The 25,577-nt window shown below is 34.9% G+C and carries 27 protein-coding genes; 12 read left to right on the forward strand and 15 right to left on the reverse strand.

The window, feature by feature from the left end:
• Positions 1–11: 11 nt before the first annotated feature.
• From LF886_RS21350 to LF886_RS21360, 3 genes are all read right to left on the reverse strand, one after another.
• On the reverse strand, positions 12–563 hold the full coding sequence (locus tag LF886_RS21350) for a hypothetical protein (RefSeq protein WP_236851539.1): 552 nt from the start codon (positions 561–563) through the stop codon (positions 12–14).
• Between the two features lie 95 nt (positions 564–658).
• Positions 659–1,249 carry a DUF6705 family protein gene (locus LF886_RS21355; RefSeq protein ID WP_236851540.1) on the reverse strand — a complete coding sequence of 197 codons (591 nt, stop codon included), beginning with the start codon at positions 1,247–1,249 and terminating at the stop codon, positions 659–661.
• Between the two features lie 16 nt (positions 1,250–1,265).
• Positions 1,266–2,765 (reverse strand): hypothetical protein, encoded by a 1,500-nt coding sequence (locus LF886_RS21360; protein ID WP_236851542.1) that lies wholly within the window; start codon positions 2,763–2,765, stop codon positions 1,266–1,268.
• A 115-nt stretch (positions 2,766–2,880) separates the two neighbouring features.
• Between LF886_RS21360 and LF886_RS21365 the strand changes: the two genes are divergently transcribed.
• Positions 2,881–3,114, forward strand: a complete 234-nt coding sequence (locus LF886_RS21365) for a helix-turn-helix domain-containing protein (protein WP_236851544.1) — start codon at positions 2,881–2,883, stop codon at positions 3,112–3,114.
• Here LF886_RS21365 and LF886_RS21370 read toward each other — a convergent pair.
• Entirely contained in the window at positions 3,111–4,034 is a 924-nt protein-coding gene (locus LF886_RS21370; RefSeq protein ID WP_236851545.1) for a bestrophin family protein, read from the reverse strand. The genes LF886_RS21365 and LF886_RS21370 overlap by 4 nt on opposite strands.
• A 21-nt stretch (positions 4,035–4,055) precedes the next feature.
• A complete protein-coding gene (locus LF886_RS21375) occupies positions 4,056–5,231 on the reverse strand; it encodes a Pycsar system effector family protein (protein ID WP_236851547.1) in 1,176 nt (391 codons plus the stop codon).
• A 26-nt stretch (positions 5,232–5,257) separates the two neighbouring features.
• Here LF886_RS21375 and LF886_RS21380 point away from each other — a divergent pair, with 26 nt between their 5' ends.
• The 3 genes from LF886_RS21380 (at position 5,258) to LF886_RS21390 (ending at position 11,521) form a co-directional block, all read left to right on the forward strand.
• The gene (locus LF886_RS21380) at positions 5,258–8,974 is read left to right on the forward strand and encodes a metallophosphoesterase (RefSeq protein ID WP_236851549.1); all 3,717 of its coding nucleotides are present in this window, start codon (positions 5,258–5,260) and stop codon (positions 8,972–8,974) included.
• Between the two features lie 322 nt (positions 8,975–9,296).
• Positions 9,297–10,016: a hypothetical protein gene (locus LF886_RS21385; RefSeq protein ID WP_236851551.1), complete on the forward strand. Its 720-nt coding sequence runs from the start codon at positions 9,297–9,299 to the stop codon at positions 10,014–10,016.
• Positions 10,017–10,801: 785 nt separating this feature from the next.
• A complete protein-coding gene (locus tag LF886_RS21390; RefSeq protein WP_236851553.1) occupies positions 10,802–11,521 on the forward strand; it encodes a hypothetical protein in 720 nt (239 codons plus the stop codon).
• Positions 11,522–11,769: 248 nt separating this feature from the next.
• Here LF886_RS21390 and LF886_RS21395 read toward each other — a convergent pair whose 3' ends face one another.
• From LF886_RS21395 to ruvX, 5 genes are all read right to left on the reverse strand, one after another.
• Entirely contained in the window at positions 11,770–12,642 is an 873-nt protein-coding gene (locus LF886_RS21395; RefSeq protein WP_236851559.1) for an SdiA-regulated domain-containing protein, read from the reverse strand.
• Between the two features lie 47 nt (positions 12,643–12,689).
• Positions 12,690–13,463, reverse strand: coding sequence for a nucleoside triphosphate pyrophosphohydrolase (mazG, locus tag LF886_RS21400; RefSeq protein ID WP_236851567.1), 774 nt, complete (start codon positions 13,461–13,463; stop codon positions 12,690–12,692).
• Positions 13,464–13,734: 271 nt separating this feature from the next.
• The gene (locus LF886_RS21405) at positions 13,735–14,289 is read right to left on the reverse strand and encodes a DUF5606 domain-containing protein (protein ID WP_236851569.1); all 555 of its coding nucleotides are present in this window, start codon (positions 14,287–14,289) and stop codon (positions 13,735–13,737) included.
• Between the two features lie 73 nt (positions 14,290–14,362).
• Entirely contained in the window at positions 14,363–14,935 is a 573-nt protein-coding gene (gene def / locus LF886_RS21410; RefSeq protein WP_236851571.1) for a peptide deformylase, read from the reverse strand.
• A 13-nt stretch (positions 14,936–14,948) separates the two neighbouring features.
• Positions 14,949–15,347: a Holliday junction resolvase RuvX gene (gene ruvX, locus LF886_RS21415; protein ID WP_236851578.1), complete on the reverse strand. Its 399-nt coding sequence runs from the start codon at positions 15,345–15,347 to the stop codon at positions 14,949–14,951.
• 114 nt (positions 15,348–15,461) lie between these two features.
• On the opposite strand from ruvX, the gene LF886_RS21420 reads away from it, so the two are divergent.
• Positions 15,462–15,938, forward strand: a complete 477-nt coding sequence (locus tag LF886_RS21420; RefSeq protein ID WP_124530888.1) for a SixA phosphatase family protein — start codon at positions 15,462–15,464, stop codon at positions 15,936–15,938.
• A gap of 415 nt (positions 15,939–16,353) precedes the next feature.
• Here LF886_RS21420 and LF886_RS21425 read toward each other — a convergent pair whose 3' ends face one another.
• On the reverse strand, positions 16,354–17,898 hold the full coding sequence (locus tag LF886_RS21425; protein ID WP_236851580.1) for a serine hydrolase: 1,545 nt from the start codon (positions 17,896–17,898) through the stop codon (positions 16,354–16,356).
• A gap of 98 nt (positions 17,899–17,996) precedes the next feature.
• Here LF886_RS21425 and LF886_RS21430 point away from each other — a divergent pair, with 98 nt between their 5' ends.
• The 6 genes from LF886_RS21430 to rsmD all read left to right on the forward strand — a co-directional run bounded on the left by LF886_RS21430 (position 17,997) and on the right by rsmD (position 21,455).
• On the forward strand, positions 17,997–18,464 hold the full coding sequence (locus tag LF886_RS21430; RefSeq protein WP_236851581.1) for a hypothetical protein: 468 nt from the start codon (positions 17,997–17,999) through the stop codon (positions 18,462–18,464).
• A 59-nt stretch (positions 18,465–18,523) separates the two neighbouring features.
• Positions 18,524–18,973, forward strand: coding sequence for a hypothetical protein (locus tag LF886_RS21435; RefSeq protein WP_236851583.1), 450 nt, complete (start codon positions 18,524–18,526; stop codon positions 18,971–18,973).
• Positions 18,973–19,470, forward strand: coding sequence for a metallophosphoesterase family protein (locus tag LF886_RS21440; protein ID WP_236851585.1), 498 nt, complete (start codon positions 18,973–18,975; stop codon positions 19,468–19,470). Before LF886_RS21435 ends, LF886_RS21440 begins: the two co-directional genes overlap by 1 nt.
• Positions 19,471–19,573: 103 nt before the next feature.
• Positions 19,574–20,068, forward strand: coding sequence for a Smr/MutS family protein (locus tag LF886_RS21445; protein WP_236851587.1), 495 nt, complete (start codon positions 19,574–19,576; stop codon positions 20,066–20,068).
• A gap of 18 nt (positions 20,069–20,086) precedes the next feature.
• Positions 20,087–20,803, forward strand: coding sequence for a DUF3822 family protein (locus LF886_RS21450; protein WP_236851588.1), 717 nt, complete (start codon positions 20,087–20,089; stop codon positions 20,801–20,803).
• A gap of 79 nt (positions 20,804–20,882) precedes the next feature.
• Positions 20,883–21,455 (forward strand): 16S rRNA (guanine(966)-N(2))-methyltransferase RsmD, encoded by a 573-nt coding sequence (gene rsmD / locus LF886_RS21455; protein WP_103234326.1) that lies wholly within the window; start codon positions 20,883–20,885, stop codon positions 21,453–21,455.
• Here rsmD and LF886_RS21460 read toward each other — a convergent pair.
• Complete coding sequence (locus LF886_RS21460; RefSeq protein WP_236851590.1) at positions 21,452–21,799, reverse strand: winged helix-turn-helix transcriptional regulator; 348 nt, start codon at positions 21,797–21,799, stop codon at positions 21,452–21,454. The two genes, rsmD and LF886_RS21460, sit on opposite strands and share 4 nt — an antisense overlap.
• An 82-nt stretch (positions 21,800–21,881) precedes the next feature.
• Between LF886_RS21460 and LF886_RS21465 the strand changes: the two genes are divergently transcribed.
• Entirely contained in the window at positions 21,882–22,481 is a 600-nt protein-coding gene (locus tag LF886_RS21465; RefSeq protein ID WP_236851592.1) for an NAD(P)H-dependent oxidoreductase, read from the forward strand.
• Between the two features lie 68 nt (positions 22,482–22,549).
• On the opposite strand, the gene murI is transcribed toward LF886_RS21465, so the two are convergent.
• The 3 genes from murI to LF886_RS21480 are packed head-to-tail and all read right to left on the reverse strand — an operon-like array spanning position 22,550 to position 25,567.
• A complete protein-coding gene (gene murI / locus LF886_RS21470; protein WP_103234324.1) occupies positions 22,550–23,380 on the reverse strand; it encodes a glutamate racemase in 831 nt (276 codons plus the stop codon).
• A 60-nt stretch (positions 23,381–23,440) separates the two neighbouring features.
• Complete coding sequence (gene hemW / locus LF886_RS21475) at positions 23,441–24,565, reverse strand: radical SAM family heme chaperone HemW (protein WP_236851598.1); 1,125 nt, start codon at positions 24,563–24,565, stop codon at positions 23,441–23,443.
• A 51-nt stretch (positions 24,566–24,616) separates the two neighbouring features.
• Positions 24,617–25,567 carry a PorP/SprF family type IX secretion system membrane protein gene (locus LF886_RS21480; protein ID WP_236851604.1) on the reverse strand — a complete coding sequence of 317 codons (951 nt, stop codon included), beginning with the start codon at positions 25,565–25,567 and terminating at the stop codon, positions 24,617–24,619.
• Positions 25,568–25,577: the final 10 nt, after the last annotated feature.

The raw sequence follows: 25,577 nt of genomic DNA on the forward strand, positions 1-25,577 counted from the left end.
CGGATGATTATTTATCGTTTATTTTCAATAAAAATACTGATTTCAAATTCCTGTTTTACAGGATATTTATAAACTTTAGCAGAATGCCAGTTATTGAGTTCTTTTGATTGAAATAAACTTACAATTTCTTTCTTTGACACATCATCTGTATACCTTAGAAAATCAATTTTTTCAATGTTATTTTGCTTTCCTATTGTTATGCGAAGTCTGTTTTCACCTTTTTGGGTATTTGCATGAATCTTAAATTTTTCAAATAAGATTTTGCGGAAATTATTTATTCCTCCTTTAAAACCAGCATTACCAGGTCCAAATAGTTCTATATCATCAATACAATTTCTACTTATTTTCTGACACTTTTCCAGGGATACTACAGCTTCAGATTTTAATGAATCAATTGCTCTTCTTTCTTCTGGTGTAGGTGAAAGTATTTTTATATTCTCTAATGTTGAAATAGAATGAACTAATGATTCTGATTTTACAGAATGTAATGCATCATCATTTTTAATTTGAGCAAAACTTTTAGCAAATAGACAAAGTGTTATTATTAATAATATTTTTTTCATTGGTGATTATATTAAAAATGATAACAGTAGAAACAAAATAACTTTTTTCACCATAAAATTCATTGCAATAATTCTATAAGACTGATCATTTATTACTATTGTTTGGTAAAAACTAACCCCTCAGTTACAGGTAAGTATACTTTAATATCAGGATTTCCCGGACAATTTTGATTAGTAAGAACTGAGCTATTCGTTCTAAATGCCCAAGAAATTTGTGTATTAGTAAGCTTTTTCAATAGTATTTTTCCCCAACCTACTCCACAGTTAGTACCACTATAAATGAAAACTACAGAATTTATGTTAGGTTTTGTACCAATGCTATAAATAAAATTATTAGATAATTCATCAGTAGGGAAATTAATAGTGGATGTATTTTGTAAAATACTGCCTGATGAATTTTTAATTTTAAACTTTATTATGAGGGCATCCTTATAATAAATTTTTCCAATATCTTTTTCTTCTCTATTTTCTTCTTTAGTAATATATAAAGTAATTTCATTTCCTTGAAAATTAGCTTTATAAATTCCTATGTACGGAGATAATTCGTTATTCAAATCTTTTACATAACCTCCTTGAGGTATATTTTCCATCCAGGTATTTAATGGAAGAGGATTTTGTTGTGCTTTACATGAAAGCATACTTGTAAAGGTGATAAAAAGTATAATTTTTAAATATAATGTTTTCATTATTGTAATTTTTAGGTTAGGGGCAAGGAATCGGAGTTGTAGTTCCGTCTGAATTTAATGTTATCATGTTTATCGTACCATTATCATCTATCCTTTGTAATATCACATTATTTTTATTGATATTCATTTTATCTAAGGTTTCAAAAAATAATTTTTCTACTCCCGTATGATTCAATGAAGCTCCATCATTATCTGAATAAGGAGAAACAGGCAACATAGAGGTTAACTCATATTCTCTTTTTTGATAATTATTTTTTAAAATTTTCATATCATAATTTGTACTCGAAATTGTTCCTGCATCTTGTATAGGACCATTATAACGTAAAATATAATGAAAGTATTTTATTCCATTTGGGCATGAGGTACAGTTCTCAGAACCTATTACCCCTATAAAAACATCACTTACAGTAGAGCTGCTTCCTGACGTAATAATATTGGTAAAAAGAGATTGTATATCGGGTGGTGAGAATATGTTTATTCCCGCCCCAGGGTGAGAATGGTAAAATCCAGCAAATTCCTGCATATCCCCCACATCCCAATGTTGTTTGCCTCCTTCTGTTATATCGGAAGTTGTGCCATCAGGTCTTATTTTGAAGCCAAATTCATTGCCATCAACTATTACTTTTTCTTTCAATTGCCCTATTTTATCTTGTACAGCAGGATTTGTAAGCATCATTTTTGTTTGTTTACAAGGTGGTATTCTACGAGGTGGTAAGTTAGGTATTGTAGGTGTACCATCATTATTTCCACCCGACCCTCCAAATGGCCCACCGCCGCCGCCAGTTCCATCTTCCCCCAATGCTGTGGAAGCTGGGAGCGCTTTACATCTATGGATAACGACGGTAACCATTTTTGAAGGCTGGTCTGCCTTACAAGGACCTCCTTGTGATTTGGAAGGTTCTCCATTAAAGTGTTGGCCTTCACTACAGGAAGTAAAATAGGATTCTTCTATCCATTGACACGAAATATCAGATTTGTTTACTAATCCTCCCCCACTGTAGGTCCCTGGGTTTAACTCTTCTACATTGAGTTTCCCCTTTGTATCAACAGAACCATCATTCATCAGGATTTGTTTTTCCGGTGATGTAAAATCATAAGTAATTAAAAGTTCTTTGTAAGTACCATCCGGAAGAAGACTCAGAACAAGGTTTTCCAAAGGTGCATTTTCAGGTTCATTGTCCCTTGTGATATGAAAAGTGTAGCTGTGAACATTTGGTCCTCGTTCTATGTAAATCACATCATCTGTATTCACAGAAACTCCGTTGCTGTATTTCACAGATTTTCCTGAAACATGAGCCTCACGGGTTTTCAGTTTCTCATTGATTTTTTTTAGCTCAGGAATAAGGTTGATTTTGTGTTTACTTTCTTCTAAAGAAATCCTTTTGTAAATATATCGGAAAGCATTGTAGTCATTGGAATTTTCCTGCTGGTCGGGGAAATAATCATTCCTGCAGGACCATAAAGTGGCAAATAAGGCTATCAATAAAGACAACCTGAGACTCATTTTTTTTCTCATGTGTTTTTAATTTTTGTGCGGTTAAATATATAAATTTTTCGCAAACGTAAGAATAAAATTTTAAGTAGGCAAATCTGCCTACTTAAAATTTATAGTAAACTACAACCTTTGCTATGTGAAAGATTCGGATCAAATAATACTGAAGAAAATTGGTGAGCGTCTCCAAGAGACACGTGTGCAAAAAAACCTTACACAAAAAGAACTTGCCTTTATGGTAGATATAGAAATTTCACAGATTACAAGGATAGAAAGAGGGGTTATCAATACATCTGTTCTCAGTCTTCTGAGAATTACGGATGCTCTTGAAATTTCAATAAGTGATTTTTTGAAGGATTTAGAAAAATCCTAATCCACAAAATAAGTATCCGGTTTCTTCAATTCTCCCTGAGGAATTGCTGCCTGTTCAAAAATAGAAAATTCTATAGTACGGCAAATGCTGTTCAGGGCAAGGTCATTTTCCTCTTCACCAAAAGGTTCACCAATCTCCTGGATAATGGCATCGAGAGCAATAAAAGTATAGCTGATCAACAAAACGATCAGAGGCATCATCCACCCTAAAGAATCTACCAACCCAAAAGGAAGCCAGAAACAATACAGATATACGGTACGATGCAGCAAAACACTGTAAGCAAACGGTAACGGAGTATTGTAAATTCTCTCACATCCCCCGGAAATATTAGAAAACTGATTCAACTGATGATCCATAGAAGTCATCACGATGGTATCTATATTTCCTTTTTTATTCTGCTCATTGAGCCAGTCGGCAATAAACCCCAGAATAATACTTGGAATAAACTTTTTATCCTTTACCTGTGCCAGCTGTTCCAGAGAAAGCAATCTCTCAAGATGCTCTGTACCGGTTTTATCTCTCAATTGAAAGTTCAGTGACCAGGAAAATGCCGAGATCAGTTTAATGATTTTCTGTTTTTCTTCTTTGGCTTCGGGAGAAGAGTCGTTCACTAATGATAAAATCTGTCTTGTCAAAGACCTGGTTTCAATCACAAGTAATCCCCAAAGTTTTCTGCCTTCCCAGAAACGGTCATAGCTCGCAGAATTACAGAATCCCATAAAAATGGCAAGTGCCAATCCTATCAGCGTAAAAATGGTAGGATTTAGATGCACTTTATAATCAAAGATTCTCCCTTTAAAAAAATAGATAGCCAAAGAAAACAGCGTAATCATAGTGAGCTGAACTACAATTTTCTTCAACACAGATCCTCTCCATATAAATAGCATTTTCAGCCAATTCGTTCGCTGTCTGACAATCATTTGTTATCTATTTATTTTAAATTAAAGACTAAGGAATGCGATCCCAAAAGACAGAACAGAAATAATAATCCCGGCCATAAAGATCTTATAGGTAATGGATAAAAGCTTGTATTTCCTGTCAAGAACTTTTCCCAGATAGTATAAATCTTTTACCATGGAATCATAAATATAATCTCTGTCTTTGATCAGGTCTTTCATCGCATTGTGATAATCATCAAACAACATCTGCTGAAAGTTTCCGAAGAACAGCAGGTTTACTTTTCTATTCGCAATATCCTGATTGGTAAACGTAGTTTTTGTCACATTCGGCTTGGTAGACAAGATCGCAAATATGATTGTCAGTACGCTTGACAAAAGCAATATGAAACTTGGAAGAATTAAATGTGAATTTTTAGGAGCATCTAGCTTCGGAACCAATACAGAAAGACAAACCGAAATAATAATCGCATTTACTGATAAAAGAATATTGGCTTTACTATCTGCAATATCGCTCAGTCTCGTATGATTGTTAAGCGTTACTCTGAATAAAGTATCTACACTTCTGTCTGATTTTTCTTTTTCCTTTTTCCCTTCTGAAACCTCCTTCTTAGTCTCTTTTTTATCTTCTTCTTTTTCCAGCTTCTTTTCGATCTTTTTAATGTTCTTCTTTTTCAGGGGTTCCCAGTTTTCTTTGGCATAATCTGTATAAAAAGTATGCTTATTCTTCAGCATATCCAGATTACCGGCATTCCATTCTTCATTGGAAAAACATCTTACATTGGTCAATTCCCATTCTTTTCTCAAAGCATCGGAAATATCACTGTAATCATGTCCTGCAAAATGGCTGAAATCGGCATCTTTTACAATTTTTTCCAGTAAGTTCTGAGGCTCATATTGTATTTTCGTAGCCAGAATCAGTTTTTCAACATCTGCAATATAGTTTTCCGGATAATTTTCCTGGTGTAAAAAGGCTTTCATAACCTCTACGCTCCTTTCCTCGTGGTTCAGAGCACATTCTATATACCCGGTATCATGAAACCATAATGCGACGAGTACCTTCTCCTGATCCTCTTCAGAGACAGGAGTGTTTTTCATGATTTCCTCAGCCTTATTCACTGTATAGGCAGTATGGATAAAATTATGATAAAAATATACTGAAGATAACTTATCTTTGAATAAGATTTCAACATAATTTTTAGCTTTGTGTAGAATGCTCATTCCTGAATTTTTGTTAATGTAAATTTATGAATTTATCCTTTAAAACTCATCTAAAAAATACTTCTATTGTTCTTCGAACAGTAATGTCCGCAGGAGCCCTTTATTCCTGTGCTACCTATAACGTGCAAAAGGGCAAAAACTTATTTGAAGTAAAAGATTCTGAAATAAAATCTGAAAATGATTTTAAAGTTTTTCTGATTGGTGATGCTGGAAATGCAGATGAACCTCAGGCACAAAAGACTCTGAATTTACTAAAAAGTAAGCTGGACTCTGCCGACAGCAACTCTATGCTGATCTTTCTGGGAGATAATATCTATCCTAACGGGATGCCCAAAGAAACAGATAAAGAGTATGCTTCAGCTAAAGAAAAACTGGAAAATCAGCTTGCCATCACTAAAAACTTCAAAGGAAAAACATTAGTAATTCCCGGAAATCACGACTGGTACAACGGACTTGAAGGATTAAATACCCAGGAAGGACTGGTAAAAAAATACCTGGACGATAAAAAGGCATTCCTCCCTAAAAACGGATGCCCAATTGACGATATCAACCTATCCAAAGACATCAAACTCATTGCCATTGATTCCGAATGGGTGATTGCCAACTGGGACAATTATCCGGGGATCAACAAAAACTGTAATATTAAAACCCGCGAGGATTTCTTTACCGAGTTTAAAGATCTTATCATTAAAAATCAGGGTAAAAAGATCATTGTAGCTTTACACCACCCTATTATCAGCAGTGGAACGCATGCAGGCTTTAATTCTGCGAAATCTCATCTTTTCCCTTTAAAAAGTAAAATTCCTGTTCCTGTAGTTGCAAGTGTCATCAATATAGTAAGGAGTTCCTCCGGAGCGAGCCCTGAAGATATTAATAACCAACATTATGCAGATCTGGCTAACAGACTGAAAAGTATCGTTCAGGATAAAGAAAACATTATTTTCGTTTCCGGGCATGATCATAATCTTCAATATCACGAAGACGGAAACTTCAGACAGATCATCAGTGGTGCAGGTTCTAAAACAGATCCTTCTACCATTGTTGAAAAAGCAGACTTCTCTTACGGGGGAAGCGGTTTTGCGGTTTTAAATTTCAGAAAAAACGAAAGTACAGATGTTGAGTATTTTTCAACAAAAGAAGCACAGCTTAAAAAACTGACTCATATTTCAGTCATTTCCAAACCGGATGCATTTGTCAATAATTTTCCAAATTCTTTTCCGGCGACTTTCTCTTCAACCATTTATCCGGTACAGCTTACCGAAAAAAGGAAATTTTACCGCTGGCTTTGGGGAGACCACTACAGAAGGTATTATGGAATTCCGATTGAAGCTCCAACAGCCAACCTTTCAGAGTTGAATGGAGGATATATTCCTTTCAGAGAAGGAGGAGGAAACCAATCCAACAGTTTACGATTAAAATCAGCAGACGGACAGGAGTTTGTGATGCGTGGCGTGAAAAAAAGTGCTATTCGTTTTCTTAATAATATGGCTTTCCAAAAAAGTACATTAGGAGAAGAGCTTGCAGATACTTTCCCTGAAAAATTCCTGCTTGATTTTTATACGACCAACCATCCTTTTACTCCGTTTACCATTGGGAATATGTCAGAAAAACTGAATATTCTGCACAGTAATCCCAAATTGTATTATATCCCAAAACAACATGCTTTGGGGAAATATAATGAGAACTATGGAGATGAAATGTACATGATTGAAGAACGTTTTTCTTCTGACCCGAAAACATTGGCCTATCTCGGCAATGCAAAAGATATCGTTTCCACAAATGATGTATTGAAAAACCTCAACAAAAGCAATAAATATTCTGTTGACAGAGAGTCTTACATCAGAGCAAGATTATTTGATATGCTTATCGGTGACTGGGACAGACACTCGGATCAATGGAAATGGGCAGAATATGAAGTGGGCGACAAAGTTGTCTATAAACCTATTCCTAAAGACAGGGATCAGGCCTTCAGTAGATATGACGGGGCTGCATTTAAAGTGATTATGAATGTTCCGGCCATTCGCCATATGAAAACCTTTACAGAAGACATCAGCAGTGTAAAATGGCTGGCTATGGAACCCTATCCAATGGATTTGGTTTTCTTAAAAGGTGCTGACCAACAAGAGTGGGAAACGCAGGCAAAATATATTCAGGAGCATCTTACCGATGCGGATATTGATGATGCTTTCCATAATCTTCCGAAAGAAGTACAGGATGATACCATCGCTGAAATCCAGCGAAAACTGAAAATAAGAAAAACAAAACTCCTGAGCTATGCGACTCAGTATTATGATGTATTGCAGAAAAAAGTTCCTCTGGCAGGCACTGTAAATCCTGATAAATTTGTCATTACCAAAAACGGACATTCTGTTCTTGTACAGCAATACAAACTGGGTAAGAATAAGGATAAGAATGAGCTTGTTTTTGAAAAGACCTATCACGATTCAAAAACAAAAGAACTGTGGATCTATGGGCTGGAAGATGATGATATCTATGAAGTAAACGGAACCGGAAGTCCTAAAATGACCATCAGACTGATTGGTGGATATAATCATGATACGTATACTATTGGTGACGGAAGAAAAGTAAAGATTTATGATTTTAAATCTCAGAAGAATACTTACAATGCCAGCAATGCAACCAAAAACATTACTGACGACTACGACATTAACAGTTATAATTATAAACATCCGAAATACAATTCATTTGCTGGTTATCCAAATTTAGACTACAACCCTGATGATGGTGTCATTGTAGGAGTTTTAGCTAATTATACCGTTAATAATTTTATCCGTGATCCTTTTACTCAAAAACACAGCTTAAAAGCTAATTTTTATACGGCTACAGCAGGATTCAGTCTTACTTATAGAGGAGTATTCAAAAAAGCGATTTCAGGATGGGATATCAATCTGGATGCATTTTATACGACTCCAAGATTTTCTCAAAACTTCTTTGGACTTTCCAATGAAAGTGAGTACGACAAAGAAGATACGGAAAGAGAATACAACAGAGCCAGAATTTCTAAGTTCAACTTTGCTCCTTCCATCTCTCAGAAAAGCTGGATGAATCTCAGTCATCAGTTTCAATTGACTTTTGAGGATAATAAAGTACAGAGAAAGGCCGACCGTTTCATCAACCAGTCACCGGACGTAAGACCGGGGGTATTTAACAGCCAGCAGTTTGTAGGAGCTAATTATACTTTTGGCTATAAAAATGCTGATAATGTAGCCTTCCCTACCCTTGGGCTGGAATTCATGGTTAATGCCGACTGGAAAGCGACTCTTTCCGATTTTAATAAAAATTTCGTAACTGTAAAAGGAAAGCTTGCTGTTGATCATAGAATTGATAAAAAAGGAAAATTTGTATTTGCAAACTCCAGCAATGTCATGTGGATCAACAATAATAATTTTGAATTTTATCAGGCTGCAACCATTGGTGGCAATAACGGTATGAGGGCTTTCAGAAATGAAAGATTCTCCGGAAGATCATACTTTATCAATAACTCTGAAATTCGATGGGATTTCGGTAGGGTAAGAAATAATATTGCTCCGGCTAACATGGGAATCCTTATTGGATATGATATCGGCCGTGTATGGAATGACGGTGAAGATTCCAGAAAATGGCATCAATCTGCAGGTGCTGGGGTTTGGCTGAGTATCGTAGAAATGGTGTCTGCAAGGCTGAATTATTTTTATGGTTCAGATGGCGGAAGGGTTTCTGCAGGGGTAGGAATGAAATTTTAAATCTTATTGGGGAAAGAAGAAAATAATTCTAATTTTACCATCTCAAAAAATAATTCAGAAATAATCACAAAGAACTAATAACCAACATGTTAAATTAATAAAAATTATATATTTAAAAAATATCAATTTAAATTTAATTTAATAATTCTAATTTTCAGCTCACATTTTTCATCAATAACACAAATATGGCTTTTATCTAAAGGCCATATTTTCAGCTATATAGTCCAAACCTACAGATAGCACAATATGTTTGTTAATTCCTTAAAAAACAGACATTTTTAAAACAGTTTATATTTGTGCCAACAAAAAAACCAACAATTGAATGAAAAACAAGCTATTATACATGGTGTTATTAGTCATGTCCATAAGTTTAAATGCACAGATAGGGATTAAAACACCAACACCTCAACATACATTACATGTCAATGGTTCCCTTCAGGTAGTTAAAGACCTGAATGTGGGTGGAGATGATAGGACAAAGGGAAATTCAGGAAACAAAGGAGAAGTCTTAATGTCAAGTGGAGTGGGAACAGCTCCGATTTGGAAAACGATTGAATCAGAAAACTTTTTAAAGGTAGTTTATGTTGGAAATAAAACGGATATCAATCCAACAAGTGGCAGTTATACAGGAACCCACTCTACACCCGTCAACACTCATGAAAGTTATTCACAAACCTATATTTTTAATGTAAGCAATAAGATTGACACAGCTTATTTGACCTATAACTCTACAACAGGTCTTTTCACGGTAGTAAAACCCGGGTTTTATAATATTGTCCCGTATGCTACCTATGATCTTAATCTGAATCCTTCTGGACAAACCGCAGGAACAGCTAATTCTTACATTCAGAAAGTTTCTCCGGCAGTCACAACGCTTGCTGGTATCTCTACAGGACATGGAGAGCGCACTACAGGATTGAATCATAATCTATCATCCATCAATTTCTTCAATACCGGGGAGACATTCAGAATACGCTGTCGTTATACCCAGGATTTCCGATTATCCAGCGGCAATATTCACATATCATATCTTACGCCGTAATCAACAATTCAATCACTTCAATTACATTCATATATTTAAAAAATCCACAGAGTAAATCTGTGGATTTTGTATTTAGTATAATATTATCTGTCCGTTTGTATCATATTTATAAGTCCATTTCTTTGTCCCTGTTTTTGGAGGAAGACCAGAATTTAAAGCTACAGTACCCGATTCTCTTCTCCTGAAATTATTAGCAGATAAGCTTTTCTCAAAAAAAGTATCATTGATCAAATAAAGTTTTTTAAATGGATTGGCAGCATTATCAAAATCAGAATAGGTAACAGTACTAAATTTAGTATCTACCCCACTTACTTTTTCTAAGACTTCACACTTAGTAAGGTGATTATTGTTATCGTAATAATATCGTAGATCTTACCTTACTCCGTAATAACAACAGCTTTAATCAATCTATTTATATATTCAAAAAAACACAGATTTACTCTGTGTTTTTTTATTTACAATAAAAATGGAAAAGATAATAAATGCTACGGATTAAGTTCCTGAAATCAGTAGATAGCAATGTATAAAACGGATTTATATTTTGGATATAACAGTAAAAACAGATCTCCTCATAGAAATACTTCTATAACAAAGAATTAAATAAAAAAAGTAAGAGAAATTAATTTAAATAAAATTTAAAAAATATCAAAAATAATTTAAATATTACATCAAAACAGCATTTAAACAAAAAAAGCACAATATAACAGGCAATATCTTACTATATCAAAATTTCATTTGTTAAAAGTAATGTATACATTTGCACCAATAAAAACACACTTTCTAAGATGAAAACAAAACTACTAAGCGTAGCATTAATTGCTATGTCATTATTTACATTCGCACAAGTCGGGATACAAACGCCGACTCCTAAAAAAACATTACATGTTAACGGCGGGCTTCAAGTTGTGAAAGATATCAATGTAGGCGGGGATGGTAGTACAACAGGTTCTTCAGGAACTGCCGGAGATTTCTTAAGTACCAATGGAACCGGTAACGCTCCGGAATGGAAATCCCTAGATTCTCAGAGTATTACCAAAATGGTATTTATAGGTAATAAGAATAACACCGACCCTGCACCACCAGCTCTTCCTTATGCAGGTGGCCAATCCAATACTTTACGTTATAATGTAGTAAACAAAATTCTTAATACTTATATTAGTTATGATTCTAATACGGGTATTTTTACCGTGAATAAAGCAGGATTCTATAGTGTTAATACCTATTTGACATACGATTTGCATAGTAATCCATCTGGTCAGACCGGTGGTACGGCAACATCTACAATTGATAAAGTTGGTGATGCTATAGAAATAGCAAAAATGTCAACCAATCACTCAGAAAGAAGCGAATATGTGTATCACACCTTAACAGGAATCAGGTTATTTGCGGTTGGAGACACCTTTAAAGTAACCGGTGATCATACAAGACAATATAGATTGGTGACTTCAAACTTTCAGTCCAATATATTTCAGAATAATTTTAGACGTTTATACAATCTTCATTAAAAAAGCTTTACAGGTATTTTGTAAAGCTTTTTTGGTAATAACCTATAAACCACAAGAATATTTTAAAATAAAATTCCATGTTACTTTTCTCCATAATCCTTCTTCATCTTGTTTCCAATATTCATAAAAGTAAAAAAATGTTTAAAATATTCAGCATAATATTATTAACTACACCATTACTTATTTTCTCACAAATAGGATTAGAGATTTGCTGTTTTTTTACAATCTCTTTATTACATAAAATGATCCTAAAAAGAAAATGTATATACATTTCCACCTTCATTTTTTCCTTTCTCATCCGCGATCATTAATGTTTTATCATCAAGAAAAATAATAGCTTCCTTCTGAGAATTATGGTTTAATGGAATTTTCTGAATTTTTGTAGCACTGAAATTATCGGCAGTAAATCCGGTCAGAACATGTACATTTTTGTGCGTCAGCAATACAATTTTATCTTTCGTACTATTGATGGTAGCTGATGTAATCGCTGCATCATTATAGCCGCCTTCAAGTTTTAACGTTCCTATTAACTTCGCTTCAAAATTCCCCTCTTTATTAGGTACCTGGAATACCAGGAAAGTGCCGTCAAAACCTTTGCTTCTGTTTTTGGTGAATAAGTAAAAGCTTCCATTCATTTCTACAAAAGCCTCACAATCATACAGCAGGTTTGATTTTTTCGGTGGAAATTCCGTCTGCCCCTGATAATGGAATTTCGTAGTCTGAACAACTTTTGTAACTGTTTGTTTACTATCTTTCAAATCTGTTTTTAAAATAGCAAGGTCCTGTCTGTCATTATCATTATTCCCAAAATCTCCGATATAAATATTTCCTTCAGAATCAGATATAATGTCTTCCCAATCTGTATTTTCAGCATTTTCTACCGGTATTTTTGCCAGCATCTCTCCTTTATCATTCAGACCGTATATTGCATTTTTATTCCCTCTATCTTCTATCACCCAAATAGTCTTTTTATCTTTTGATAACGTAATTCCGGAAACTTCCTTCAACTTTTTGGGTAAGGAAAACTGTATTTTTAGTTCGTCCCCATTAGTAGGGGAATTCTGAGCTTTTGGATTGCAACTCAATAAAAACAAAGCAGGTAGAATAAGCAAGCGTAACATATTTTTTATTTTTTTTAACTGAACATAAGAAGCATTAATTGTTCCAATCAGGATTTATGAATTTTTTTTGCCTTTTCCCAAAGGACATCCATTTCTTCTAAAGACATATCTGCAAGCTTTAAATCTTGCTCCTCAGCAAGTCCTTCCATCTTTTGGAATCTTGAAATAAACTTTAGATTGGTTCTCTCCAAAGCAGAATCCGGATTGATTCCTGAAATTCTTGCATAATTGATCAGCGAGAAAAATACATCACCCAATTCCTGTTCTTTTTTAACCAGGTCCGTCTCTGCATGAAACTCCTGAATTTCTTCATCTACTTTTTTCCAGGCATCTTCCGCATCGTGAAATTCAAACCCGATACCTTTCACTTTATCCTGAATTCTGTAGGCTTTTACCAGACTCGGTAAACTTTTTGGAACTCCTCCTAAAATAGATTTATTTCCTTCTTTTAATTTTAATTTCTCCCAGTTCTGTTTCACCTCTTCTTCGTCTTTCACGACAGTATCTCCGTAGATATGAGGATGGCGGAAGATCAGCTTTTCATTAAGAGAATTGATAACATCTGCAATGTCAAAACTTTCTTTTTCTGAACCGATTTTAGCATAAAAAACCAAATGAAGCAGCACATCTCCCAACTCTTTCTTTATTTCATGTAAATCGTCCTGCAAAATAGCATCTGAAAGCTCATAGGTTTCTTCAAGGGTAAGATGGCGAAGTGACTGCAGTGTCTGTTTCTGGTCCCATGGGCATTTTTCACGCAAATCATCCATGATGTCCAGTAATCTGCTAAAGGCTTCTAGTTTCTCTTGTTTCGTATTCATAAGTAATGGGAAATTCAATCTTATACAAATGTAAGGGATATTTTGGGTCTGTGGTAGAGGTTGAGAGTGAAAGTTGGGAGTTTCGGAGTGTGGGATGCGAGGTTTAATGTTTAATGGCACAGACAAAATTTGAACTTAGCAGAAAATTCCCTAATCCCTGCAACCTAGTATCTGCTACCTAATCTCTGCTACCTTCTACCTAATAGAAAAACAAAAAGCCTTGTCCGGAACTTCCAGACAAGGCTTTATATTTTAATTCAAGTTGAATGAATTATCCTTGTTTTCTGTGTGTACTTTTAGGAGCTGATTTTGCAGCTGAAGTAGCTTTTACTTTTGGAGCAGCTGGCTTCTCTACTTTTGGAGCTTTCTTAGCTTCTTTTTCAATGCTTACTTCTTCAGCAGGTTCTCCGTCCAAAGTTTCAGGCTCTGCTTTTACAAAGCTATCAGGAGTGATATATCCAGCTTTATGAAGGATATTGTACCACTGAGCCAATTTCTTAATATCAGAAGAATATACTCTTTCTGTATCGTAGTTTGGAAGAGATACCAACATAAAGTCTTTCAACTCTGCATCAGAAGATTTGTGAGAGATCGTTTCCTTATAGTCGTTGTTTTTAGCAATATTTTCAAATACTTCAAACAAAGGAACTTCTTTCTCAAATGTAAACATGGCAATATTGTCCAATAAACTTACCTGGCTTGAGTTTCCAATGCTTACTTTTTTCTTGTTGGTAACATCTTCAATGATGAATCCGTTTCTTAATTGAGAAACTAATTTGAAAAGTCCTGGTTTTCCAGAAATTGAAATTATTTTTTCTAACAGCATAATTTTATTTTTTGTAAATTCTGCAATCAGCACTAGCTTTTTGCTTTATATTATTTTTTAATCCTTGTTTAAATTATTTTGGAAATCTCATTTTGTAACCGATGCTTACTTCACCTTGAGAGATTTTTGTCAGCTTACCTTTTACCAGTTTTTTCTTCAAAGCACTCAGGTGGTCGGTAAACAGAACGCCTTCAATATGGTCATATTCATGTTGAATTACGCGGGCTCTAATATCGGAAAAAGTTTCTGTATGTTTCACAAAATTTTCGTCATAATATTCGATTACGATTGTCCCTTTTCTTTTTACATCTTCTCTTACATCCGGAATAGAAAGACAACCTTCATTGAACTTCCATTCTTCCCCTGATTCTTCAAGAATCTGCGCATTGATGAACACTTTTCTGAAGTCTGCCAACTCGTCTTTAATATCTTCATAATCCTCATCATCTGCAAGAGGCGTTACATCTATTACAAACAGACGGAGATCCAAACCGATCTGAGGCGCTGCAAGACCTATGCCATTTGCGCTGTACATCGTTTCGAACATGTTATCTATCAATTCTTGTAATCCGGGATAGTCTTTGTCTATATCTTTTCCCACTTTTCTCAAAACAGGATCCCCAAAAGCTCTTATCGGTAAAATCATCTTAATCTTTGTTCTAAAAATTCTGCAATATGATCGTTGCACTTACTTTATCTATTAATCCTTTTTCCTGCCTCTTTTTTTTGCTTTTTCCACTTTGTGAAATAAAAAACGAAGCCATTTTGGATGTAAATCTTTCATCAAAACGGTGAACCGCAATATCCGAAAATTCTTTTTTAAATTCTTCTATGAATTTTAAAATATCAGTTTCTACTTCTGAAACGTTTCCTTTTAAATCTATGGGAAGCCCAACCACTACTTCATCTACCTTATTTTCATTGAAATATTTTTTCAAAAATTCCATTAAAGAACGGTTCTCTACAGTCTCCAGCCCACTGGCTATAATCTGCATATCATCTGTTGCAGCGATGCCACAACGAGCCTTTCCGTAATCTATTGCAAGGATTTGTCCCATAAGTCTGCAAATTTAGTAAAATTTACTGATTTTATTCATAACGCAGTTTTTTTATATAAATCATGTTTTATTCCATTATTTTTTTATAATTTTAATCTTCCAAAAAACAATTATATGAAGAAACTCATCCTCGTAAGACATGCAAAAAGCGACTGGCCGGAGGAAACAGAGGACTTTGACAGACCTTTAGCAGACAAAGGTTTGGAGGATGCTATGCACATGTCCAGATTCCTGAAAAGCAATAGTATTTCCATTGATCATTTTGTGTCCAGCCCCGCGGTACGTGCACTGAATACCTGTAAAATTTTTAATCAAGCCTATCAGTTGAACTGTTCTACTGATGAGAAATTGTATAATCCTTCGGAAAGAAGCTTTGAATCTGTAATTTATGACCTGGATGACAACCTGAATTCGGTTGCTTTCTTCTCTCACAACAATGGAATTTCCAATTTTGCCAATTCCATCTCTGAAGATATTTTCCATTTTCCCACTTGTGGAGTGGCCGGTTTTGAAGTAGACTGTGAATCTTGGTCCGAGTTTGATGGCGCCAAAAAGAAACTGCTGTTCTTTTATGAGCCTGGGAAAATATAACTTTACTTCCTTATTTTTTATGTCTCAATTATTATCCTTCTTTTCTCATGTCAGAAACAGAAGAAAACTTGTTATGAGTCAAAAAATTCTTTAAAAATTAATACATAGATTACTTTAGTAAATCAGGATCTTAATCTTTTACAGTAAACCATCATTTCTTTTACATACTTCACATTCCCCTCCTCTGGAGGGGTGGCAAAAAATAAATTTTTTGACGGGGTGGTTAAATTTCGCCTAAAGCCATTATCCCTGTAAACATGAAAAAACAGGCGAAAGCCCGTTCCCATTGAATTATATCAGTTTCAATTATTATTAAAATTAGTGTTATCTGTGAATAAATTAGTGGCATTCGTGGTTAACAAAAAAGAACGGACCAAAGCCCGCTCTTTTGAATATTTTTTTACAATTTTATCTTTTATTTTCTCTTCAAATCCAGATCATCAAAATCAAAACTGAAATCTGTCACATCAGAAATCGCTTTCAGTTTTGCAGATTCTGCTTTTCCGTTTTCATCATAGCTGAAAATAATGTAGGCATCTGCATCATAGCTTCTGTCGTCCCATTTGATAATGAAAGAATTGTTGGAATATGGAAGCAGTTCTCCTTTTAATCTTAGAGAATTTTTACATGAAATTCTATACGTATTTCCCTGTTGTGCAATTTCAACATCCCCAAACCAAACATCATTGTATGTTCCTGTAAATTGTTCTGCTTTTGGCTGAAGAGATTTTTCTTTTTTAAATGCTTCAGATTTTGCAAAAGCATCTTTCTTCTGTTTGTCGAACTCAGTCTCCATTTTAGACATTCTGTCACCATATGTTTTCAGCCAGTTTCTGTCTGCTACTCCAAGGTAAGAATCTTTCACAGTATTGGTAATGGTATTGAAAGCCGCTCCAGACTGTTGGTTCGTCAATACAACAATTCCCAGTTTCATATCCGGAATTAAAGTAAACTGTGTAACCGTTCCGATCAATCCTCCTGTATGCTGTATCTGCTTGTGTCCTTTAACATCGCTTAGGAACCATCCTAAACCATATCCATAAAAACTTGTATCATATGGATTTTTCGCCGCTACCCTATCCGGAATCTGTAAACTCCAAAGCTGTTGAACATTCTTATCTGAAACCAGTTTTTTACCATCTTTTGTAGTAAAATTATTTAAAAGACATTCTGCCCAAGTCGTCATATCTTTAATGTTACTCATAATTCCACCCGCAGCATTGGCTGTTTCGTTCCAGTCGTGGGGAACAGCAATTGCTTTTCCATCTACAGGAGCATGTGCATCAATTTTGTTGGCTGTTGCTTTTGCTCTGTTGTAGCTTCCAAAACTTGAAGTCATTCCTACTGGTTTCATAATTCTCTGCTCAATAAATTCTGCCCAGCTTAATCCTGAAACTCTGTGAATCACTTCTCCGGCAACAATAAACATAACATTGTTATAATCTAATTTTGTTCTGAACGGGTTTTCCGGTTTTAGGTATCGTACATTACGAACAATATCATTAACCGTTAAGTTTCCTCCTTCCGGAAAAAACATAAGATCTCCCTGCCCAAGACCCAATCCGGCTCTGTGCGTGATAAGATCTTTTATCGTTACATTTTGGGAAACATACGGATCGTACATTTGAAACTCAGGAATATATTTTGAAACCTTATCATCCCAGTTCAGTTTTCCTTCATCTGCTAAGATTGCTAATGCCGTACATGTAAAACCTTTAGAATTGGAAGCAATCCCCACCAGTGTATTGTCATCCATAGGCTGTTTGGAGGTAAGAGAACGTACTCCAAAACCTTTGGAATAGATCATTTTACCATCTTTTACAATTCCTACGGACATTCCTGGTACATCAAAAGTTTTCAGGGTATTTTGGATCAGTTCATCCAGCTTTTTTTCTTCAACCTGCGCATTGGCCAATCCTACGGTCAAGAGAAAAATGAAAAAAGAAAATTTCTGTTTCATTGTTTATTTTAATTTTCTCAAATTTACTAAATATTAAGCGATGCTCATTTTAGCAGTGCTAAAACTTTACTTATTTTACCGATAAACCAGTTGTATTCATGAAAAAGCCTATTTGTATCTGTATTTTCTCTCTTTTCGCAGTCAGTGGTATCAAAGCCCAGGACAGAACTTCCAATCCTTTGCTTCTACAAACCTGGAATCTCAGTAAAATGGACACTTATATCTATACGTATGAAAAACAGGATGGTTTTGAAGCAAGAAGAGAAGGGATCAGGTTTCAGAAAAATGGAAAAATCACAGGAAATCTGATTAAATCTACCTTAAGATATGATACTTTGGAAGAACCTGTTAGCAAAAAAAGTGAAAAGCCAGACCGTTACATCGGGAGCTGGAGAAAAGCTTCAGATTCTACTGTGACTTTAGTATTTCCTTCCAATACCAATATGACCGGTACTTTTGTGATTTCAAAGCTTACAGAAAATCAACTGAAATTAAAAAAGGTTTTTAGTGAAGCTATAGAAAAGAAACTGGACTCTATCAGGAAAACAAAAAATATTACTGATTAAGATCCCGACTCAGTTTATGAAAGCTTGTTTATATTTGCAGTCTTAAAAAAATAGTAAAAATGGCAGTAAACAGATTATTGGCTTTCTTCTTACTGATGATAAGCTGTAATTTATATTTTTCTCAGGACGTCACCATCAAAGATGATAAAGTCTTGCTCGATGGAAAACAGATCCTGAAAGCTGAAAAGATCAATGTAGCCCAATATTCATTTTTCTCCATGAAAGATGACGAGGAAGTTCTTCTTTACCGATATATGGACAACGAAACACCAAGGTATGTAAGTGATGATTATTTTATTCTGAACTTTCTCACTGAAAAAACAAAAGTAGAATCTACTGATATAGCAAAAATCTCCAATTTTATGAATTCCAAAAAAGGAATGGAAAAGCTGATAAAATGGTTATTGAAAGAAAGAGTGATCAATCATGACGGAGAAATTAATCCTGATCGTGTAGCGGTATTCAAAGATAAGTATCACGAAAATATTACTGAAAGAACCCTTAGATAATGACAAAAATCCTTCTCCTTTCCGATTCCCATTCTTATATTGATGACCGGATCTTAGAATATGCTTCTCAGGCTGACGAAGTCTGGCATGGTGGAGATTTCGGAAGCCTAGAGGTGATTGAACAGCTGGAAAAGATAAAACCTCTGAGGGGAGTTTATGGAAACATCGATAACGCTCAAATTCAGGCTGAATTTCCGGAAGTGAACCGTTTCTTTTGTGAAAAACTGGAAGTGCTGATGATTCATATCGGAGGTTATCCCGGAAAATATACTCCACTCACCAAGAAAGAAATAGCCGAGAAAGCTCCGAAATTATTTATTTCAGGGCATTCACACATTTTGAAAGCCATGTATGATCAGAAGAACAGTCTGCTGCACCTTAACCCCGGAGCTTGTGGAAAACAGGGCTGGCATAAGGTAAGAACAATGATGCGCTTTGTGGTGGACGGTGAAGAGATCAAAGATCTTGAAATTATAGAACTTGGACCGAGAGTGTGATGAGTGAGAGCGTACGAGGGTTTGAGGATAAAGGAGTTTGTTTTCAATACATTTTACTTTTTACCTTTGCACAATAATAGATTCAGACAAGTCATAAAAAATTATGAAGATTGGCGATAAGGTTTCGGTGGTAGATGAAAATCTAAGCGGAGTTGTAACTTCCGTGAGGGGAAATATTGTAGTTTTTAAAGACGAATATGGCTTCACCCACCAGTATGCAAAAGAAAAATTAGTACCGAAAGATGCTGATCTTTATGAAAATATCAGAGTGGTGAAAAAACCTGAGCCCAAAAAAGTTATTTCTAAAAAACATCAGAAAAATCATTTGGTTTTAGACCTGCATTTTCATAATTTGGTAAAGAATCCAAATGACTATGACAGCTTTGAAAGATTGTTTATTCAAAAGGAAAAACTGATTGAAGTAATTCAGTTTTGCAGGAAAAATAACCTGAAGAGACTGGAAATTGTTCACGGCATAGGTGACGGGACTTTGCAGAGGATGGTTCGCGATGTATTGGAAAGCCAGGTCAATATTGATTTTTATAATAAGGAAATACTTCACCATCAATCGGGTGCGGTAATGGTAGAATTTCACTAAATTTGCAGGAATTGAAATATGAACGTACTTAATTTACTTTTTACCAAAGACGGATTGATCTACCAGATTGTTAAAAACAAAAACATTCTGGAGGAAAAGTCTTATTTCGTTACTGAAGAGACACCAGCCAATCTTATTGAGCAAAAGCTGGACGAAGTTCTTATTAAGCAGCGCTATGACGAAATCCATATTATTTCGGCATTTAATCATTTTACGTTGATGCCGGAAGGTTTTTCCGAGCATGATGCAGGATTTGATCTGATTGCCTTCAATGCTCCTACAGACAGAGAGAAAGAAGAACTGATGCTTTCTATCAACAAAAAATTCAACATTCAGTTTTATTATACTTTCCCGAAAAACTATTATAAGAAAATAAAGGAGTTGGCAATACCTGTCCATTTCAATTTCTCCGGAGAAAAGTTCCTAAGTTCGATCAATAATAAAACCAATAAGGAAATCCACATTAACCTTTATCATAACCAATGTGAGTTTTTTGCCATTGACAATAAAAAGATCATTCTTTATAATAATCTGGATGTAAACTCAGAAGTAGATTTTCTTTACTTCATCATGTTTACATTAAGCAAAATAGGCTTCGGGATCAATGAAACCAGCTTTTATGCTTATGGAGAAACTACGGAAAATGAAACATTCATTTCCGAACTTCAGAAATTTGTTAAGAACCTGAAAATCGTTTTTGACAATATTCCAAACAAGAATTTTATACTTAATTAGGTTGCAGACAGCAGGTAACAATGATTAGAATACAATCACCTGCCACCTATGATCTATTACCTAAAACCTAAACAACAATATGTTCAGAATAATATCAGGAAAATGGAAAGCTAAAAAAATTGCAGCTCCTAAAAACTTTGACGTTAGGCCTACAACTGATTTTGCTAAAGAAGCTTTATTCAGTATCCTGGAAAATAAATATGACATGCAGTCTATTGCTGTCCTTGATCTTTTTGCAGGAATTGGCTCTATCACCTTCGAATTCGGTTCCAGAGGCTGCCAGAGTGTAACTTCCGTAGAAATGAATCCGAAACACACCTCTTTTATCAATTCTACCGCTTCTGAGCTTGGTATGTCACTTCAGATCAACGTACAAAGAGATGATGTATTTGACTGGCTTAAAAAATTCAGAAATAAAAAATCATTTGAGATTGTCTTCTCCGATGCTCCTTTTGAAATGGAAGAGAAAAAGTACTATGAGCTGATTTCTCTTGTTTTAAACAATAAATATTTAAAAGAAAACGGAGTTCTTATTGTAGAACATCAAAGCCGTATGAAAATGGAACATCCCAATTTAGTAGATACCCGAAAATACGGAAACGTGAGTTTTAGTTTTTTTGAACCTAATAAAGAAAATAATCAGGAACTTTAATCCCTGATTATTTTTTTTGAGATAACGGGAGCTTCTATCCCCCATTTCGTAATCGCTTCCAAAACAGGAAGTAGTGTTTTTCCAAAATCTGTCAATTCATATTCAACAACCAAAGGAGGTTTTTCTGTATAAACAGTTCTGCTTATCACACTATCATCTTCTAACTGCTTAAGCTGCAGACTTAACGTTCTTTCCGTAATGGTAGGAATAGACTTTCTTATTTCATTGTATCTTTTTGCACCATCAATTAAATGGTGTAAAATTACCGCTTTCCACTTACCACCTATGAACCTCATGGTGACGCTGGTACAGCAAGGGTAGGATTTATTATCTACTGTATACATTTATACTATCATTTTTTACCGTTATTGCAAAGTTAGTAAACTTAAATTACTTTTGTAACTATAAAAATGATAGTATAAAATTATGAATTTTTTAAACAAAATGAAAAACAGGTATACTGTAAAAAAGTATAACCCACAGGGAAAAGTCAGCGAGGAACAAATTGCAGCTTTAAAAGAGATTTTAAACCTCAGTCCTTCATCTATTAACAGCCAGCCATGGAATTTTATTTTTGTGAATGATCCGGAACTAAAGAAGCAGCTCGCAGACAAATCTTATTTTAATAAAGAAAAAATTCTGGACAGCAGTCATTTAATTGTTTTCCAGGCTCTTAAAAATCCGGAAGATTTTGAAAAACAGATTGAAGGAGTACTTCCTGAAGGATCTGTGGCCTATTACAAAAATTTTGTAAAGCCAAAAGGAGAAACCGAAATAAAATCCTGGCTAAAACATCAGGTATACTTATCGTTGGGAGTCTTACTCTCTGCCTGTGCTGATATGGAAATAGATTCTACTCCGATGGAAGGAATTCAACCTGAAGAATATGACACTATTCTGAATAATGAAAAATATGAAACTCTTTTTGCTGTAACTATTGGTGAAAGAGATGAAGCAGATTCCAATCAGCCGAAGTTCAATCCAAAGACCAGGTTGAAAGCTGAAAAGGTAATTTTGGAAGCATAATTATTAATCTGCAAGAAACTATAGTTAAAAACACAAAAAAGCTGTTTCAGATGAAACAGCTTTTTTATTTATAATACTTTTAATTCTAAATCGATTGTTTTTCCGAAGAACTTCTTGGAGATCTTTTCAAAATTCTTGGTAAGATCTGAAAGGTAGAAATGATAATTCGGCTTGGGATTATTATCATTTAAAAGATGGTATTTATCCAGGATAATATTCAGATGATTGGCAACAATATTCGGGGAATCAATCACACGGACTCTATTTCCGTAATACTGTTTGATCTCATCGATCAAAAGAGGATAATGGGTACAGCCCAGAATGAGCGTTTCAATATTTTTTAATTTGCTATTGCTTAAATAGTTATAAATAATAGCATGGGTAATCGGATGGTTCTTAAATCCTTCTTCAATAGCAGGAACAAGCAATGGTGTTGCCAGTTCATCCACTTTGATCCATTTATTATGCTTTCGGATACTCTTTTTATACAGTCCGGAATTCACCGTAGCTTTGGTCGCAATAACCCCTACATTATTGTGGATTTCGTAAGATACCTTTTCAGCAACAGGATTGATAACGTCTATCACAGGAACTTTTCCTGCAACGGACTGCATCACTTCATTCAAAGCATTAGCAGTCGCCGTATTACAGGCAATTACAATAGCTTTACAGTTCTGCGCCAGCAGAAAATTGGTGATTTTTGTAGAATATTCAATAATAGCTTCCTTGGATTTTTCTCCGTAAGGAAGGTGTTTTGTATCTCCAAAATAGATCAGATCTTCGTTAGGAAGAAGCCTTTTGATTTCTTTGGCAACGGTAAGACCTCCCACCCCGCTATCGAAAATACCGATAGGCTGGCTTGGTGAAAGATGTGAATAATCTTGTTTTTTAGTTTTCAAATGACCCGAAATTTTATACAAAAATAGTGAATTTTATGGCATATTGTACACCTGCAAGCATTATACAATAAACAAATCAGAAGCAATTCCGTCAGCCATAAACCAATGCTTTTCAGGAATTTTTAAATGGTCATTTTCAATGATTAAAATACCTTCTTCTATTTTCGGTTTGATTTCTCTCTGAAAGTGCTCCAGCATCCTCTCTGAAAACTTGTTTTTTAAACTGATAAGATCAACTCCCCAGATGGTGCGCAGACCAATCATAATCATTTCATTGAACTGATCTTCCTGGGAAAGAAATTCTTCTTCTTTGGCCAGTAGTTTATCATTAAGCTTTTTGATATATTGCTGGTTATTGGCTACATTCCAGCTTCTGACATCAAATCCGTTATAAGAGTGTGCCGAAGGTCCTATCCCCAAATATTCCTGATATTTCCAATAAGAAGAATTGTGACGGGAATAAAATCCGGGTTTTGCAAAATTGGACACTTCATAATGTTCAAAACCGTTATCTTTTAAAAAGTCTGATAAGTAATAAAATTCTCTGTTTTGCTCTTCTTCTTTGGGACTTTTTACTTTTCCTTTTGAAATCCAGTTTTCCAAAGCTGTTTTGGGTTCTACTGTCAAAGCATATGAAGAAATATGCGGAACTTCCAGCGCTATTGTTTTATGTAAGTTTTCTTTCCAGATCTCAAGGTTGGAAGTAGGAGAACCGTAAATCAGATCAATGCTCAGATTTTCAAATCCAAAATCCTGAGCTCGTTTGATAGAACTCTCCGCCTCTGAAGCATTGTGAGCCCTATTCATTAATTTTAAATCTTCTTCAAAAAAACTTTGAGTACCAATAGACAGTCTGTTTACAGGAGTTCCGGCTAATTGCCTTAAAAAACTTTTATCCAAATCATCGGGATTGGCTTCCAATGTGATTTCTATATCTTTCTCAAAACTGAAATGTCTTAAGACTTCATCTATTAAAGAACTGATCTCATCCACTGAAAGAATAGATGGAGTTCCCCCTCCAAAATATAGGGATTTCAGGTTTCTGTTCTGTAACTCATCTTTTCTCAGCAATATTTCAGTTTTCATCGCACGAAGCATTTCATCCTTGAAATTCAGGGATGTTGAAAAATGAAAATTACAATAGCTGCATTTTTGTTTACAGAACGGAATGTGAATATATATCATAAAAAAAGCTCTGAAATTTTTCAGAGCTCAAATTTATTTAAATTAAATTGATTAGTATCTAAATCCTCTAACATTAATAAAGTTGTCAAAGTTATAACCCAGACCAATCATGAAGCTGTTTCCTCCATAGCTCTGGATATCAGATAACCCAAGGTTATAAGTAGCTCCGATCATGAATTTGTTGAATCTTACTTTTACAATTGGAGAAATACTCAGGTTCTGATTATCAAATCTGTTCTGAACCGTTCTGTAGCTTACCCCGAAAGAGAATGCGTTGATCTCGTTAGAGAACGTCGCCATAAGGTTCCAGTCGATCATTCTCGTTGAGTTTGTATTAAGGTTGATCAATGCTGATGGCGCTAGTGTAATGTTATCAGCAATGTTCCAGTTATATCCTAAGTTTAAGAAGAATTTAATTGGAGAAGGCTCATAGTTGTTTACGATAGAAGCATCATTACTCAATGCAATATCATTTACGGAAACACCCCCGAATAGACCTCTATAGGTAGCGGCCAAACCAAAGTTGGCATACACCATAAAGATATTACTTTCTTCACCTCTCAATAATGGGTCACCTCCTTCTTCAGTATTGATTTTTGAATAATCAAAATTCATGTTATAGAAGTTAACACTTGTACCAAAAGAGAACTGGTCTTTTCTGTCTCCCTCGCTGCTCAGCGGAATAAAATATGAAGCACCGGCCGTGATACCACCAGCAGAAATAGGCCCGTTACTGTCTCTAAACACGGAAATACCAGCACCTACTCTATCAAAGATATTCGCATTAATCCCAATAGACTGAACATTCGGAGAATTACTAAATTTTGAAAATTGTTGTTGATAATTGGCGTTGAGCTGTACGTAATCTGATTTTCCGTATTGAGCTGGGTTGAACAGGAACTCACCATCCAGAAGATATTGCTGATAGTATGGTAGTGATTCTTGTGCTTTGTATGCATTTGACAAAAGAGCTAAACATACGATAGCATATAGTTTTCTCATAACAAATCTT

It is taken from the genome of Chryseobacterium sp. MEBOG07 (genome assembly GCF_021869745.1).
Lineage (GTDB): Bacteria > Bacteroidota > Bacteroidia > Flavobacteriales > Weeksellaceae > Chryseobacterium > Chryseobacterium viscerum.

Excerpts from the sequence above, each read along its gene's own strand:
- hemW (WP_236851598.1), bottom strand. The coding sequence starts at position 24,565 with ATGATATATATTCACATTCCGTTCTGTAAACAAAAATGCAGCTATTGT.
- ruvX (WP_236851578.1), bottom strand. The coding sequence starts at position 15,347 with ATGGGACAAATCCTTGCAATAGATTACGGAAAGGCTCGTTGTGGCATC.
- LF886_RS21390 (WP_236851553.1), top strand. The coding sequence starts at position 10,802 with ATGAAAACAAAACTACTAAGCGTAGCATTAATTGCTATGTCATTATTT.
- LF886_RS21465 (WP_236851592.1), top strand. The coding sequence starts at position 21,882 with ATGAATTTTTTAAACAAAATGAAAAACAGGTATACTGTAAAAAAGTAT.
- LF886_RS21420 (WP_124530888.1), top strand. The coding sequence starts at position 15,462 with ATGAAGAAACTCATCCTCGTAAGACATGCAAAAAGCGACTGGCCGGAG.
- LF886_RS21350 (WP_236851539.1), bottom strand. The coding sequence starts at position 563 with ATGAAAAAAATATTATTAATAATAACACTTTGTCTATTTGCTAAAAGT.
- LF886_RS21445 (WP_236851587.1), top strand. The coding sequence starts at position 19,574 with ATGAAGATTGGCGATAAGGTTTCGGTGGTAGATGAAAATCTAAGCGGA.
- LF886_RS21460 (WP_236851590.1), bottom strand. The coding sequence starts at position 21,799 with ATGTATACAGTAGATAATAAATCCTACCCTTGCTGTACCAGCGTCACC.
- LF886_RS21370 (WP_236851545.1), bottom strand. The coding sequence starts at position 4,034 with ATGATTGTCAGACAGCGAACGAATTGGCTGAAAATGCTATTTATATGG.
- LF886_RS21450 (WP_236851588.1), top strand. The coding sequence starts at position 20,087 with ATGAACGTACTTAATTTACTTTTTACCAAAGACGGATTGATCTACCAG.
- LF886_RS21435 (WP_236851583.1), top strand. The coding sequence starts at position 18,524 with ATGGCAGTAAACAGATTATTGGCTTTCTTCTTACTGATGATAAGCTGT.
- LF886_RS21385 (WP_236851551.1), top strand. The coding sequence starts at position 9,297 with ATGAAAAACAAGCTATTATACATGGTGTTATTAGTCATGTCCATAAGT.
- mazG (WP_236851567.1), bottom strand. The coding sequence starts at position 13,463 with ATGAATACGAAACAAGAGAAACTAGAAGCCTTTAGCAGATTACTGGAC.
- def (WP_236851571.1), bottom strand. The coding sequence starts at position 14,935 with ATGATTTTACCGATAAGAGCTTTTGGGGATCCTGTTTTGAGAAAAGTG.
- LF886_RS21355 (WP_236851540.1), bottom strand. The coding sequence starts at position 1,249 with ATGAAAACATTATATTTAAAAATTATACTTTTTATCACCTTTACAAGT.
- LF886_RS21425 (WP_236851580.1), bottom strand. The coding sequence starts at position 17,898 with ATGAAACAGAAATTTTCTTTTTTCATTTTTCTCTTGACCGTAGGATTG.
- LF886_RS21430 (WP_236851581.1), top strand. The coding sequence starts at position 17,997 with ATGAAAAAGCCTATTTGTATCTGTATTTTCTCTCTTTTCGCAGTCAGT.
- LF886_RS21375 (WP_236851547.1), bottom strand. The coding sequence starts at position 5,231 with ATGAGCATTCTACACAAAGCTAAAAATTATGTTGAAATCTTATTCAAA.
- LF886_RS21440 (WP_236851585.1), top strand. The coding sequence starts at position 18,973 with ATGACAAAAATCCTTCTCCTTTCCGATTCCCATTCTTATATTGATGAC.
- LF886_RS21380 (WP_236851549.1), top strand. The coding sequence starts at position 5,258 with ATGAATTTATCCTTTAAAACTCATCTAAAAAATACTTCTATTGTTCTT.
- LF886_RS21360 (WP_236851542.1), bottom strand. The coding sequence starts at position 2,765 with ATGAGAAAAAAAATGAGTCTCAGGTTGTCTTTATTGATAGCCTTATTT.
- rsmD (WP_103234326.1), top strand. The coding sequence starts at position 20,883 with ATGTTCAGAATAATATCAGGAAAATGGAAAGCTAAAAAAATTGCAGCT.
- LF886_RS21405 (WP_236851569.1), bottom strand. The coding sequence starts at position 14,289 with ATGCTGTTAGAAAAAATAATTTCAATTTCTGGAAAACCAGGACTTTTC.
- LF886_RS21480 (WP_236851604.1), bottom strand. The coding sequence starts at position 25,567 with ATGAGAAAACTATATGCTATCGTATGTTTAGCTCTTTTGTCAAATGCA.
- LF886_RS21395 (WP_236851559.1), bottom strand. The coding sequence starts at position 12,642 with ATGTTACGCTTGCTTATTCTACCTGCTTTGTTTTTATTGAGTTGCAAT.